This is a genomic window from Pontixanthobacter sp. CEM42 (assembly GCF_017812015.1).
Classification (GTDB): domain Bacteria; phylum Pseudomonadota; class Alphaproteobacteria; order Sphingomonadales; family Sphingomonadaceae; genus Pontixanthobacter.
In genome coordinates this window covers 545,152-557,943 of sequence record NZ_JADQTN010000002.1, presented here as the reverse complement: position 1 = coordinate 557,943, position 12,792 = coordinate 545,152, and the positions used below count along the sequence as shown (strand labels likewise).

14 protein-coding genes and 1 tRNA gene are annotated in these 12,792 nt (G+C 56.6%); 9 read left to right on the top strand and 6 right to left on the bottom strand.

The genetic code is table 11. From position 1 onward, the window contains the following. The first annotated feature begins 15 nt into the window (after positions 1-15). A complete protein-coding gene (locus J9777_RS12690; protein WP_209349177.1) occupies positions 16-786 on the top strand; it encodes an SDR family NAD(P)-dependent oxidoreductase in 771 nt (256 codons plus the stop codon). Here the strand turns inward: J9777_RS12690 and J9777_RS12685 are convergent. Continuing rightward, positions 783-1,715: a DMT family transporter gene (locus J9777_RS12685; protein ID WP_209349176.1), complete on the bottom strand. Its 933-nt coding sequence runs from the start codon at positions 1,713-1,715 to the stop codon at positions 783-785. The two genes, J9777_RS12690 and J9777_RS12685, sit on opposite strands and share 4 nt — an antisense overlap. Then, on the bottom strand, positions 1,712-2,707 hold the full coding sequence (locus J9777_RS12680) for a beta-eliminating lyase-related protein (protein ID WP_209349572.1): 996 nt from the start codon (positions 2,705-2,707) through the stop codon (positions 1,712-1,714). The genes J9777_RS12685 and J9777_RS12680 overlap by 4 nt, the downstream gene beginning before the upstream one ends. A 96-nt stretch (positions 2,708-2,803) precedes the next feature. On the opposite strand from J9777_RS12680, the gene J9777_RS12675 reads away from it, so the two are divergent. Continuing rightward, positions 2,804-3,094 carry a GNAT family N-acetyltransferase gene (locus J9777_RS12675; protein WP_209349571.1) on the top strand — a complete coding sequence of 97 codons (291 nt, stop codon included), beginning with the start codon at positions 2,804-2,806 and terminating at the stop codon, positions 3,092-3,094. 98 nt (positions 3,095-3,192) lie between these two features. Here J9777_RS12675 and J9777_RS12670 read toward each other — a convergent pair whose 3' ends face one another. The 3 genes from J9777_RS12670 to J9777_RS12660 are packed head-to-tail and all read right to left on the bottom strand — an operon-like array spanning position 3,193 to position 6,447. After that, complete coding sequence (locus tag J9777_RS12670) at positions 3,193-4,743, bottom strand: PH domain-containing protein (RefSeq protein ID WP_348632000.1); 1,551 nt, start codon at positions 4,741-4,743, stop codon at positions 3,193-3,195. An 8-nt stretch (positions 4,744-4,751) separates the two neighbouring features. Continuing rightward, positions 4,752-5,222 carry a PH domain-containing protein gene (locus J9777_RS12665; protein ID WP_209349175.1) on the bottom strand — a complete coding sequence of 157 codons (471 nt, stop codon included), beginning with the start codon at positions 5,220-5,222 and terminating at the stop codon, positions 4,752-4,754. A gap of 49 nt (positions 5,223-5,271) precedes the next feature. Then, on the bottom strand, positions 5,272-6,447 hold the full coding sequence (locus tag J9777_RS12660; RefSeq protein ID WP_209349174.1) for an acyl-CoA dehydrogenase family protein: 1,176 nt from the start codon (positions 6,445-6,447) through the stop codon (positions 5,272-5,274). 337 nt (positions 6,448-6,784) lie between these two features. Here J9777_RS12660 and J9777_RS12655 point away from each other — a divergent pair, with 337 nt between their 5' ends. From J9777_RS12655 to J9777_RS12645, 3 genes are all read left to right on the top strand, one after another. Then, a complete protein-coding gene (locus J9777_RS12655) occupies positions 6,785-8,068 on the top strand; it encodes a hypothetical protein (protein ID WP_209349173.1) in 1,284 nt (427 codons plus the stop codon). An 86-nt stretch (positions 8,069-8,154) separates the two neighbouring features. Beyond that, positions 8,155-9,243, top strand: a complete 1,089-nt coding sequence (locus J9777_RS12650; protein WP_209349172.1) for a hypothetical protein — start codon at positions 8,155-8,157, stop codon at positions 9,241-9,243. Positions 9,244-9,299: 56 nt separating this feature from the next. Continuing rightward, positions 9,300-10,067, top strand: a complete 768-nt coding sequence (locus J9777_RS12645; RefSeq protein ID WP_209349171.1) for a hypothetical protein — start codon at positions 9,300-9,302, stop codon at positions 10,065-10,067. Positions 10,068-10,170: 103 nt separating this feature from the next. Here J9777_RS12645 and J9777_RS12640 read toward each other — a convergent pair. Further along, a tRNA-Thr gene (locus J9777_RS12640) sits at positions 10,171-10,245 on the bottom strand. Between the two features lie 104 nt (positions 10,246-10,349). Here J9777_RS12640 and J9777_RS12635 point away from each other — a divergent pair. From J9777_RS12635 to J9777_RS12620, 4 genes are read left to right on the top strand one after another with little or no spacing between them, the layout of a single operon-like run. Continuing rightward, positions 10,350-10,493: a hypothetical protein gene (locus tag J9777_RS12635; protein WP_209349170.1), complete on the top strand. Its 144-nt coding sequence runs from the start codon at positions 10,350-10,352 to the stop codon at positions 10,491-10,493. Between the two features lie 47 nt (positions 10,494-10,540). Beyond that, entirely contained in the window at positions 10,541-11,227 is a 687-nt protein-coding gene (gpmA, locus tag J9777_RS12630; RefSeq protein ID WP_209349169.1) for a 2,3-diphosphoglycerate-dependent phosphoglycerate mutase, read from the top strand. Then, positions 11,227-11,706, top strand: coding sequence for a 5-(carboxyamino)imidazole ribonucleotide mutase (gene purE, locus J9777_RS12625; protein WP_209349168.1), 480 nt, complete (start codon positions 11,227-11,229; stop codon positions 11,704-11,706). Before gpmA ends, purE begins: the two co-directional genes overlap by 1 nt. Then, the gene (locus J9777_RS12620) at positions 11,706-12,773 is read left to right on the top strand and encodes a 5-(carboxyamino)imidazole ribonucleotide synthase (protein ID WP_209349167.1); all 1,068 of its coding nucleotides are present in this window, start codon (positions 11,706-11,708) and stop codon (positions 12,771-12,773) included. The genes purE and J9777_RS12620 overlap by 1 nt, the downstream gene beginning before the upstream one ends. Positions 12,774-12,792: the final 19 nt, after the last annotated feature.

Here is a 12,792-nt window from a genome sequence, read left to right as displayed (position 1 = left end):
GCCTAGAACGCGCTGATGGCACATATGTTCATTTTTGGCCTAGGCTACACCGCTTCGCGAATCGCCGAGGCGCTGCGGTCGAGAGGCTGGGTGGTTGAGGCCACGGGCAGCGCAGGTGATGTCGACTTTACCGATGGCTCCGCCGTCCGTGATGCGTTGACGCGCGCCAGCCATGTTTTGTCATCCGTGCCGCCGTCGGATGGCAGCGATCCCGTTCTTGGTCGTTACGGACACGACATCACGCAAGACTGGATCGGGTATTTGTCATCCACCGGAGTGTATGGCGATACACAAGGCGCGTGGGTCGATGAGACCGCCCCGGTTGGCGCCGGACGCCGGACGGCACGGGCCGAATGCGATCAAAGATGGCTGGCCAAAGGCGCGAGGGTTTTCCGCTTGCCGGGCATCTATGGACCCAGTCGCAGCGCATATGATCGCGTGCAGGAAGGCAAGGCCAAGCGGATTGATTTGCCCGGACAGATATTCAGCCGCGTCCATGTCGATGATATCGCGTCGGGGGTGCTAGCCGGGCTCGATGGACCGGCGGGCGCGTATAATCTTTCCGACGATCTGCCTGCTCCGCAGAATGTTGTGATTGAGGAGGCCTGCCGTTTGATGGGTGCCGAACCTCCACCGCTGCAAACACTGGCGGATGCCAACCTCTCCAAAATGGCGTTGGGATTTTATTCCGAAAACCGCCGTGTGGCGAATGGCAAAGCCAAGCGCGTGCTTGGCTGGCAGCCGCAATATCCAGACTACCGCTCGGGCCTTCGCAGTCTGCTCTAACTCTTCCGCGCGCGCAGCGCCAAGACCATTCCCGATAGCGCGAGCACTGCGCCGCCGCCCGCCAGCCAAGACCACTGATAGCCCTCGATGACAGTCGAAATCAGCATTGCGACGGTAATCACCAGTATACTGTTATAGGCTGCGCGGCCCGCCCCTATCTGCCGAACGATGGTGTAGTAAAGCGGGAAGGTGACGACCGAACCGGCAAGGCCGAGCCAAGCGATCCCGGCCCAATATTGCCAGCGATCCGGAAATACTGGCGGACCAGCGGTGAACCACGCCAATGCAAAGTCAATGATCGTGCCGTATAGCAACGACCATGATAGCAGGCTGACCATTGGCAGTTTCGCACCCGTCTCATTGGCCTGAATAACATTGGCGACCGATGCCGCCAGAATCCCACCAATCGCCAGCAACACGCCCAGCCCAACATTGCCGCCAAGCGGCGACAAACGCGCCTCATGCAGTAGCAGCATACTAATCCCGGCGAGCGCCACCATGCTGCCCGCGATGAAGCGCCCAGTCACGCGCTGCCCCAAGAATACGCGACCGAAGAACACATTTGGCACCATCAGAAGGCCAAACATTACCGCGACTACGCCCGATGTCAGATGCAATTCAGCGCGATAGACGAAGTTGAAATTCAGGCAGAACTGGAACAGCCCGATCATCAGCGCGAGCATATGCCCCGCCTTTCCGATCTTCAGGCTTTTGCGCATCGCCAGTGCAATGATGAACATCGCCGGAGTAGCCAAGGCGAACCGCCATGCAATCGACCAGCTTGCCGGAACATCGCCGATCTGGCCGGTGATGACATACCATGTCGAACCCCAAATCAGCGCCACCAGAACAAACGGCAGCGCGATCTGCGGCCGCAGCAATGTGTGCGGGTTGTCGCCCGAATTGGCTTCGGATTCGGGTGGGGTCATAGAGCCGCGATAGCCTTGGCTAACAAAGTCGCATGTTCTTGCGGCGTGTTCCATGCCGTCACGAGCCGCGCGGCATCATCGCCCCAATCGTAGAAATCGAAATTCTGGCTGCGGAGTGCTTCGCGCTCTTCAGATGTACAGCTAAGGAAAATCTCGTTCGCTTCGACCGGATGCATCAGGCGCTCACCCGCCACGCTGGCAATCTCCTGCGCCGCGCCATTGGCTGCGCGCGCATTGTCGAGCCATAGACCGCCATCCAACATCGCCAGTAATTGCGCCGCGAGATAGCGGCCTTTGCTCTGCAAATGCCCGGCTCTCTTGCGGCGATAGCGCGCGACATCGGCTAGGCCGGTATCGAAGAACACAATCGCTTCGGCACTCATCCCGCCATTTTTGACGCAGCCAAAACTTAGCGCATCAACCGGACCCGCTGCATCAGCTGCTGAACCACCCAGAAACGCACAGGCATTGGCAAAGCGCGCCCCGTCCATATGCAGTCCTAACCCGCGCTCTTTCGCCAGTTCGGCAATCGCCGCGATTTGGTCAGGGCTGTAGGCGCAGCCATATTCGCTCGCCTGCGTAATCGAGATTGCCTTTGGTTGAACCTGATGCACATCGTCGCGGATCGGGTCGATCACTGCACGAATATTCTCCGGCGTCAGTTTCGCGCTTTCGCCCTCTGCAAGAAGCAACTTCGCGCCATGCAGGTAGAAGCCCGGTGCTCCGCCTTCGTCCATTTCGATATGTGCTTCACGGTGGCAAACGACACCGCCATGCGGCTGTACCATCGTAGACAGAGCGAGGCAGTTTGCAGCCGTCCCTGTCGCCACCCACAGAACCGCGCACTCACGCCCGAAAACCTCACTGAAGGCAGCATCGAGCCGCTGCGAAACCGCATCGCCATCATAAGGCGAATCCGGCGCATCCGCCGCTTTCATCGCATCCCATAGCGCCGGATGAACCGAAGCGGCGTTGTCGGAGAGGAATTGCATTGTGGCGCTCATAGTGGAACGCCCTTACGCCACAATGCGTTGAGTGCAAGACTATCCAAACTGTTCGCCAATCTGCTCAGGGGCAAAAGCATGACAATCGAAGGACTGACAATTACGCGGCATGAAGAGGACGCAAGCGGCGAATATCACGCACATATTGAAGGTACCGATGCGATTGGCCGTCTGACTTGGGTGCTCCGCAATGGTGCCCGCGTGGCAGAACATACGCTGGTCCCGCGCGAAATTGGCGGCCGCGGTGTTGCAGCCGCTTTGGTCGATGCGCTGGTAGAAGACGCGCGCGAGCACGATTTCAAAATCGTCCCGCAATGCTCCTATGTCGCGAAGAAGTTCGAGCGGAATCCCGAATGGTCAGACCTTCGTGTCTGAAGCTTGGTCGCGGCAGCCAGAGCCCGACCGGGCGACGCGCGGCTAGCGCGAAAGCCTAAGGGAGCGAATGCGACCGCCGGCGATTGAGGCTCAACAAACTAGCCCGCAAGTTCGGAAAAGTCCGTTTGGGCAATGCTGCTCAAGATCGCTGAGCGAAGTTCATATGCACGCTCAACGGGCAAGCCCTCAACTTCAAGCGTCCCGCCAGCCAGGCCGAGTTTCAATGTGGCATAGCCGCGACGCTTGGAAATCGGACCTTGCGCGATCTCGACCGATTGCAGTTTTATCCGCGACGCGACATCCAGCTTCGGTGCCAACCATCCCTGTTTCACAAAGAAATAGCGCGCACCCAGCGCGTTAAAATCAAAGCGCCACAGGAACATTTGCCTCAACGCAAACAACACCCCCGCAACAAGTGCAATTGAAGCAAATGCCGGCGAGGCGGCACCGCTAATCGTCAATCCGGTTGCGACACCGGCAGCAATAAACACAAACACAGCAAGCTCGATAAGCGCGCTATCGAAGCGGTATTTTTTACTGCCACGATGCCATTCGCTGCCTTCTGACGGGTCGAGCGCAAAACCTGATGCATCAGCAATCGGGCGGAGCTCATCTACTTTAGCGAAGGGCGCGACATCATGGCTCGCAGCGCCGCTATCCTGCGCCAGACTCACGACTTTCAATCCGTGCCAACCAAAGCGGCGACGGATAAAACCGGTCGTTATTTTGAGCGCCTGAACGCGGTGAATCGGCATTACGACATCGGTTTTGGTCAGCAGCCCGCGGCGACGGCGGAAGCCCTTGTCGGTCCGCTCAAGCCGGAAGCCCCAATCGCGCAGAAATGTCCGCACTAGCCCGGTCACTGATCCCAAGATCACAAATGTGATCAGCCCGGCAATCGCGCCGATAATCTGACCTACAAGCCCAAGGTTCGAAACCCAGCTGCCCGGTCCTGCCAAGGAGTCTGACCAGAAATCCAGATTCCACAGTTCAATGGATGCGAAGGTTTCGACATATTGGAATAGACCCGCAACCACCGCGAATACGGCCAGCGAGAACTCAAATACGCCGAAGGTGAAAAGCCGCTTCTCATCCATCGCGAACAGCGTTTCGGCGGGCTCTTCCACGCGGGCCTCGCCGTCGCCCTCTGCAACCTCTTCGCTGATGCCATCTTTGCGTGCCTTTACGACTTCGCGAAGACGTTCCCCCTCGGCCTCGGCGAGATAATTGAGCGCGAGCTCGTCCTTCCCGCCTGCTCCGGTCTCAAAGCGCACCTGCACCAATCCCAAGAGGCGCGGGATAAGAGCCTGCTCCAGGCTGACGTCCTGAATCCGCTCAAATGGAACCGAGCGAGCGGCGCGTGACAATATCCCGCTTTCAACGCGAATATCGGTTGCGCCGACTGTGTAGGTGAAGCGGCGCCATGAGAAATAGGACAAGCCGGCTGTGATCGCGGCAATCGCGATGCCAATGCCGATCGCGCCAAAAATCGCCCAAGATTGATCACGCAGAGCAAAGAACCCCGCGACCATCGGGAAGATCGCATTTTGCAGCCCGTTGACCGCTTTGACCGCAAAACTCAGCGGATGCGTCCGCTTTGGTTCAGCCAATTGGGGTTCGGGCAATTGAGGCTCGCCTTGCGTGTCCACGGGAGTGCTCAATCCAGCTCACGCTTGATATGGCTACGGATGTCCTCGCGCATCGCCAGCGCATCCTCGTTACCGAGACCCGGCAAATGGACCGAGGCATTGTGCGATCCGGCCGTGTGCAGCGTCAGCGTGGCAATGCCATACGCACGCTGGAGCGGCCCTTGATTGACGTCGATATGCTGAACCCGCCCGAACGGCACGACGGTATCCGAGTTGAAGAGAATACCCTTCACCACCCGCAGCCGGTCCTCGCCCATGTCATAGCCGCGCGCATGATAGCGGCGCAGCGGAACACGCAGGACCAGAAACACAGCCACCAGAAATACGGGAATCACAAAGATGCCGAAAGGCAGGATTTGCACCGCCTCCAGCACGATTGATCCAATCACAAAGGGCAGCGCGCATAGGAACGCGACAATGCGCGTCACCTTCACATGATTGGGATGCAGCGGCGTGAGCGTATCGTCGGTTTCGTCCATGGTGCCTTAGATGGCTAACACGGCGGCGCTTGGCAAGGTCAAAGCCGCCCTATTTGGCCCGCTGGTTAAATCGCCTACCGATCATCGCCGCGGTAATATTGCTCTTCTGTACATCGGTCGTGCCGCCAGCGATCCCCCAAGCGAAACCGTCGCGCAAGCGCTGCTCCATCGGATATTCCTTTGAGTAGCCATAGCCGCCCATTACTTGCACGCCGAGCTGCGTCACATCGCGAACCATTTCGTTGGAGAAACATTTAGCGAGTGAGCTTTCATAGACGGTGGGCAACCCGTTACCTGCATTCGCAGCAGCACGCCAGATCAGCAGGCGCGCCGCATCGACCTGCATCGCCATTTCAGCGAGTTTCATCTGCACCGCTTGAAAATCAACGATGGGTTTGCCGAACGCCTCGCGTTCCTGCGTGTAAGCCAGCGCATCTTCCAGCGCTCCGGCTGCAACACCTAGACCCATGGTGGCATTGCCGCAGCGTTCCAATCCGAACGCGCTCATCAATTTGCCGAAACCGCCCGCCCCGGTGATAAGGTTGCCTTTGGGCACGCGCACATCGTCGAGGAAAATATCAGCCGACGGTATGCCGCGAAAACCCATCAACTCTTCGGGTTTCCCGAAAGACAAGCCGTCAGCGCCCTTCTCAACCACCACTGCGCCGATGCCCTTCGCGCCCTCAATGCTTTTACCATCTTCGGCAAATCGGCAGTAGGTGATGTAGTAATGCGAGTGTCCAGCACCCGAGCTCCAGCGTTTCTGCCCTCTGAGGACAATATCATTACCGTCCACCTCCGCAGTGGTGGTCAAATCGGTGAGCGCAGTACCGGCATTGGGTTCCGACATCGCGACCGCAACAATTTTTTCGCCGCGGATGACTTCGGGCAGGATTTTCGCTTTCAGGGCATCGGAGCCGAACTGCTCAATCGTCCGGACTGGGCCGGTGAGCGCTTCGAACACCGGAAACGCGACCGCGACAGAAACTTGGGCAAATTCCTCCAGAACGAGCAACGCATCGAGATGGTTAAGACCCATGCCGCCATATTGCTCGGGCAGGTTGATGCCCAGAAACCCGAGCTCACCATAACGGCGCAGCATATCGTCGGGTATAGGCTTGTCGTCCCGCTCCAATTCGCGCGCCAGATCGGGCAGTTCCGCCCGTGCAAATTTGCGCGCCGCCTCCTGCAATTCGCGTTGCTGGTCCGAAAGGCCAAAATCCATCAATTTGCTCCATAAAATGCTGTTTGAAAACGCGGTAGCCGCAATCAGATACTAAGAGAATGAACAAATATTCTTCAGTCAGCGTGGACGTGAGCTTATTCGGAAACACGTCAACTTCGACCAGCTCCGTGACATACACCCAGTGTAGAATTGTCACAGAACGGTAGCGACAAACAGAAATTTATGAGAACTTCATTGTACCCTAAGAAAATTTGGATATTCATGCATTTTCGTACAATTGGGACGGGGCAAATCAAAAATGGGGTCCAGCAGCGAGCAAGCGCGCCGTAACGGAGCAAGAGCACCGGATACTCCGGGAGAATACTTACGGCATTTGATGGCAATTGATAAGCTTTCGGCAAAAACATTGGCCAAAGCGCTCGAATGCCATGCGCAGACTATTTATAACATCACCAATCCAAGCGATCCGCAAAAAATTTCGCACAGAATGGCACTGAAACTGTCGAGTTACTTTGGCCACAGTCCTGAGTTTTGGCGCCAAGACGCGATAGAACCCGAGCAGTTACCTATTACCGTGGCGGCCGGCGGGATGGGTTCAGAGCCCGAGATAGAGAAGTTTGCAGGCGGCGGCCTGCTCGTCGATCATGAAATCAACACGCTGTTGGAGGATGAGAATAGCGGCCTTGCGATTGTCCCTCATAACGAGAGTGCCACCCAGTCGGTGTCCTACGACCTGACCTACGGTCTCAGTATTGAGCACGGGTACAAGAAGTTGACCCGCCCGGAATGGCGCATGGTTCATACGAGGGAATTCAACCCCGATCGCCTCGATAGATGGGAGCGAGACCTTATTGAACCGAAGTTAGATGCGCTCATCGAGAGAAGTGACAATGGCGACGATGACGCCGATCGGTTCTTCTACACGCAAGATTCCGTGACGCTTAAGCCGTTCAAATCAGTTCGTGTGCTTGCCAAGGAGCATCTGAATTTTGGGCCTCAGTATGCAGCTTTTGTTGGTGGGACGACCAAGAACACAATGGACGGATTGCTTGTTGTACCCGGCCTTCAAGTAGACCCCGGTTATCGCGGGCCGATGTTCTTTTTTGTGACAAATTTGAATCCGGAAGCAGTAACGCTTGAGCCTGATCAAAAGTTGGCAACATTGGCCATTTTTCGGCTCACGAAGAAACCTGAGAAAGCCTACAAACGTGAAGTCGAAAAAAGGATGCGCGAAGTCGCTGATGGTATCAGGAAAGGATTGATAGAACTGTTTGATTTTGACAAGCTGAAGTACAGTAAAGGCATTAAAATAACATTCGGTGAGGAAATTATCCAATCTGCCGATGGTACGTCCGCTGACAGCTTTGAGAGCGCGCATTCAATCGCGATCCGATGGATACTGAGCAAACTAGGTTCTGAAGAGATCGCCATCCGAGAGCGCCTAATCGAAGCTGCGTTAGAAGTGCTCGGCGCGGTCCCGCTAGACAGAGAGGCCGCCAAACTCGTGAGCGAATATCTTAGCGTAGATGCAGACCAGCAAAAGCAGCTACTGTCAATTTACGAAGGACCGACCTCCGCAAGTAATGTTCCCGCCAAGACAGCTTTCGAAAGACTTGGCCAGAACCCCATTACCGCACTGCAGGCGATCCTAGCCGATTAATTGTTGAATATACAAATTTCTCCTGTTATTTGACTATGTGATATTTCTGTGGCACACCTCCGGTCGTGGAGAAGGAGCCACACGACATGCAACAGGATAAATCGGACCCAAACCAATCGACCACTAGCCCCGTACGCAAAGCGGCCAACGACAACAGCTATTTCGACCCGACCATCCCCGGTGGAGCAGCGCTCCGCGGCGATCGGGTGCTCTTTCACTTTGTCGATGCAGTGTCCTGTGAAACCCTCGAACAACTAGCGAAAGGCGTCCTCGATAAATTTGGCGGCTGGCCCAGTGACCCCGTGCAGCAAAGGAAGCTGGGCAAGCACGCAAAAAGGGAGCTGAAAAGCGGAGTGCCCGATCTTGTCAGTGATTTACTCAAAGTGCGCCATGGCACCGCCGACGCCATGCATGTAACCGGCCTGCCAGAAGAAACAAATATCGCCCGGGTCCTGATGTTGGCAATGTCGAGATGCGTCGGCGATATCTACAATTTTGCCGGCCAGAACGGCGGCGAGCTGATAATGAAGCTGGTGCCCAAAGCTGATGGCGGTGAAAACAATAACGCCGCCCCTGGTGAATTCGCAATGCATTCCGACGATGCCGCCATTCCCCGCGATGCGCGCGTTCATTGTATTGCCTTGATGGGCCGGAAAAACCCCCCCGGTGTCGCGACTCACTATGCACCGCTTAGTTGGGCGTTGAAGAAAATGGCGAGTGAAAATGGGAACAAAGCCAGGCGGGCGCTACAGGTTCTAAGCGTTCCCCGCTTCCAGTTCGCGTTCCCGATCAGCTTGGGCGCAGGTGAAGGTATCTGGACACGGCCGCGTCCAATTATCTCGATGGGCCCGGACCGTCGTTGGGAAATATCGTTTCCGTCCTACAATACCCGTACGGTCAGTCCCTCAGACACTGAAGGGAAAGAAATGATGGCGTGGCTTTTGCGTTCATTGGAAGCGGTGAAAATTTCCGTCGAAGTACAGCCCGGCTCGTTCTTCGCCTTCTCTAACCTTCGAGGCACACATAGTCGCGACAACATCAGCGGCGGTGACAGGGAGATATGGCGCACTTACGGCATCGAATCCTTAGCTGGATTGCGCAATTTGACAGGTGAACACGGACCTATTTTCCCGATCGAACCGCTCGTTAAGTTAGCCGCAAACGACAATGCATGATCACCATGACGAAACCCCCGCCAAACTAGCGCGATGAACAATCAAGGAGCATGAAGATGACGATCCAACAGCATATCTACAATCAGGACCCAGATCAGATTACCGCCAACACTCAATTGATAGCGGTAAATGGTGATCAGGGCACGCTCAGAATAGCCGTCAAAGAAAATCTGATGCGCGCGTCTGGCGGCGGCGAGCCACGGGACCGTGGCATGGTTTCATTGGCTGCAAATGACAACTGGCCTGTCCGTGACGTTGTCAAGATGGACGGCCTGACTTGGATGGTTTTGGATCAACCATCTACCGTACCGCAAGTCGGCGACCCGTTAACCATAAGGATCGACGGCGATCACCGCGAACGCAGGCGTCGGCTACATACGGCTGTCCACCTGTGCCTCCGCAGCATCTATTGTCAATTCGCCGAAGTCGAGGTTGGTCTGGCAGAGATCGACGAGTCCGCAGAGAGCGCGGTAATCATGGCTTCGGTAGATCGCGACGTAGTTGATCCAGACATCTGGGAAGTAGATCGCCGCTTGCGCTCATACGTCTTGGACAATCGGGCGGTCGAGCCTGTCAAAGCCAAATCCGTTGAGGCGGCGGAAGAAGAGTACGGTGATCTGTTGCGCATCAGCGATCGGTACGCGTTTAAGGGACGCATCCGATTGATCCATATTGATGGCTTGGATCTCAATCCATGTAGCGGACTCCACCACAGATCAAGCAATATCGGGCCATATAGTCTCCGACGAATGTTGGCCGAATCCAAGCAGATAAAGCTTAGACTCGAACTCCGCGCATGCTGGACCTACTGGTATGGAGACTAAGCGCACATAGCGCCGTAATTCGCACGAGCGCGCAACGGTTAAGATCACGAAAACGCAAAAAACCGTTTTCGGCCGGCAAAAACTCGCACTCGGCGGAAGGTGATGGTGCTGCTAGGGAGAATTGAACTCCCGGCCTCGTCATTACCAATGACGCGCTCTACCACTGAGCTACAGCAGCGCTCCAATCAAGGCGCGCCCTATTGTCGCCGCGCCGCCCAAAGTCAAGCCGGATATCTAGCTGGGCTTGAGCAATTTGGCCAATAGCGGCAATAGGTCTCGGTAATGTCAAACAGCGAACAGAAATTGACCCGTGAAGAGCGCCTTGCAGCCAAACTGCGCGAGAATCTGCGACGCCGAAAGACGCAGGCGCGCGAAATAGGTGCCGGAGACGAAGAATCGCTTCCCAAAACGGGCGGCAAAAGCTAACGCCAAGTGCTCCCAAACGCACGTTTTCCCGCTCAGGAGCATCTTCCTTGCCTACACTCATTCTTGTCCGCCACGGTCAAAGCCAGTGGAATCTCGAAAACCGTTTCACCGGATGGTGGGATGTCGACCTGACCGACAAAGGCGTGGCCGAGGCCAAGGCCGCCGGTGTCTTGATGGCAGAGAAAGGCGTTCTGCCAACCACTTGCTTCACCTCGTTTCAGACACGCGCGATCAAGACGCTTAATCTGGCGCTCGAGGAAATGAACCGGATGTGGCTGCCAGTAACCAAGGATTGGCGACTGAACGAGCGGCATTATGGCGGACTAACCGGTCTCAACAAGCAAGAAACACGCGACAAACATGGCGACGAGCAGGTGCATATCTGGCGCCGCAGCTTTGACGTGCCGCCCCCTCCAATGGAAAGCGGCGGCGAGTATGATCTCAGCGCCGATCCGCGTTATGCCGGGATTGATATTCCCAATACCGAAAGCCTGAAGCTGACCATCGAGCGCGTGCTGCCCTATTGGGAAAGCGACATTCTGCCCGTTCTGACGAGCGGCGAGACTGTGATCATTTCCGCTCACGGCAATTCATTGCGTGCTCTGGTTAAGCATCTGTCGGGTATCTCGGATGATGACATCACCGGTCTCGAAATTCCGACCGGTGCGCCGATCATTTACGAATTTGACGACAATATGCAGCCGGGCGAACGGCGCTATTTGAAGGATATGTGATGGCCAAAGTTGCTATCGTTATGGGTAGCCAGTCCGACTGGCCGACCATGCAATGCGCATCAGGCGTATTGGACGAATTGGACGTCGAGACCGATGTACGGATCGTCTCTGCGCACCGGACTCCCGACCGCATGAACGCTTTTGCCAAGAACGCAGCGGACGAGGGCATTACTGTGATTATCGCGGGCGCAGGCGGCGCGGCACATTTGCCCGGCATGATTGCAGCGATGACGCATTTGCCAGTTCTGGGCGTGCCCGTTCAGTCCAAAGCGCTGTCCGGCATGGATAGTCTGCTTTCCATCGTTCAGATGCCAGCAGGTGTGCCTACCGGCACGCTTGCTATCGGAGAAGCCGGTGCAACAAACGCAGGCCTTCTGGCGGCGGCAATTCTGGCCACAAACGATGAGGCCCTGACCGAGCGGCTGAAAGCGTGGCGCGCCGCACGAAGCGAAGCAGTAGCGGAGCGGCCTGTAGACTGATGATTAAGCCTGGGGGGACAATCGGCATATTGGGCGGCGGCCAGCTTGGCCGGATGATGGCGATATCTGCTGCGCAGCTTGGCTACCATTGCATCACCTATGCGCCCGAGCGGGACAGCGTTGCAGCCGAAGTGTGCAGCGATTTCTTTTGCAACAAATGGGATGATCGCGCTGCGCTCGCCGCCTTCGCGCAGCAATGCGATGTGATCACTTGGGAATTCGAGAATGTCCCGGTCGCACCGCTGAAGCCGATTGAAGACCAGATTTTCCCGCACCCACGCGCGCTGGAAACGGCGCAAGACCGGCTCAATGAAAAGCGCTTTGTCGAGAAACTTGGCGGAACGCCTGCTGCTTTCGCGACAATCGACTCGCACGCTGACTTGATGACCGCAGTTGATCGGATCGGCGCACCCGGGATCCTCAAAACACGCCGCGACGGCTATGACGGAAAAGGCCAGTGGCGGATTGATTCCAGCCGCGACGCCGAGGGGCTGCGCCTGCCCGACACCGCGACAATCTATGAAGGTTTTGTCGAGTTCTTCGCCGAATTCTCCGTGATTCTGGTGCGCGGACACGATGGCGAAGTGCGATTCTGGGATAGCGCGGAGAATGTGCACGAAGGCGGCATTCTTGACACTTCCACCCTGCCCGCCAGCGACCGCATTCAGGAACAGGTCGAGCCAGCCCGCAAGCTCGCCGCATCGGTCGCACAAGCGCTCAATTACGTGGGCGTGCTCACCTGCGAGTTCTTTGCCACCCACGAAGGCCCGACCTTCAACGAGATGGCACCGCGCGTGCACAATTCAGGCCATTGGAGTATCGAAGGCGCAGCCACGAGTCAGTTCGAAAATCACATCCGCGCGATTGTGGGATTACCGCTCGGCGACACCGCCACCGTCGCGCCGCGTATCGCAATGCGCAACATCATCGGCAAAGATGCAAAGACAGCGCAGGATATGCTAGCCGAGCCCAATATGCATCTACACCTCTACGGCAAGAAGCAGGCGCGCGACGGCCGCAAAATGGGCCACGCGACCAAGCTGCATCGGGGTGAGATATCCACATGATCCCCACCTGTTGTACTCA

Excerpts from the sequence above, each read along its gene's own strand:
- J9777_RS12690 (WP_209349177.1), top strand. The coding sequence starts at position 16 with ATGGCACATATGTTCATTTTTGGCCTAGGCTACACCGCTTCGCGAATC.
- J9777_RS12685 (WP_209349176.1), bottom strand. The coding sequence starts at position 1,715 with ATGACCCCACCCGAATCCGAAGCCAATTCGGGCGACAACCCGCACACA.
- J9777_RS12680 (WP_209349572.1), bottom strand. The coding sequence starts at position 2,707 with ATGCAATTCCTCTCCGACAACGCCGCTTCGGTTCATCCGGCGCTATGG.
- J9777_RS12665 (WP_209349175.1), bottom strand. The coding sequence starts at position 5,222 with ATGGACGAAACCGACGATACGCTCACGCCGCTGCATCCCAATCATGTG.
- J9777_RS12660 (WP_209349174.1), bottom strand. The coding sequence starts at position 6,447 with ATGGATTTTGGCCTTTCGGACCAGCAACGCGAATTGCAGGAGGCGGCG.
- J9777_RS12655 (WP_209349173.1), top strand. The coding sequence starts at position 6,785 with ATGGCAATTGATAAGCTTTCGGCAAAAACATTGGCCAAAGCGCTCGAA.
- J9777_RS12650 (WP_209349172.1), top strand. The coding sequence starts at position 8,155 with ATGCAACAGGATAAATCGGACCCAAACCAATCGACCACTAGCCCCGTA.
- J9777_RS12645 (WP_209349171.1), top strand. The coding sequence starts at position 9,300 with ATGACGATCCAACAGCATATCTACAATCAGGACCCAGATCAGATTACC.
- J9777_RS12635 (WP_209349170.1), top strand. The coding sequence starts at position 10,350 with ATGTCAAACAGCGAACAGAAATTGACCCGTGAAGAGCGCCTTGCAGCC.
- purE (WP_209349168.1), top strand. The coding sequence starts at position 11,227 with ATGGCCAAAGTTGCTATCGTTATGGGTAGCCAGTCCGACTGGCCGACC.
- J9777_RS12620 (WP_209349167.1), top strand. The coding sequence starts at position 11,706 with ATGATTAAGCCTGGGGGGACAATCGGCATATTGGGCGGCGGCCAGCTT.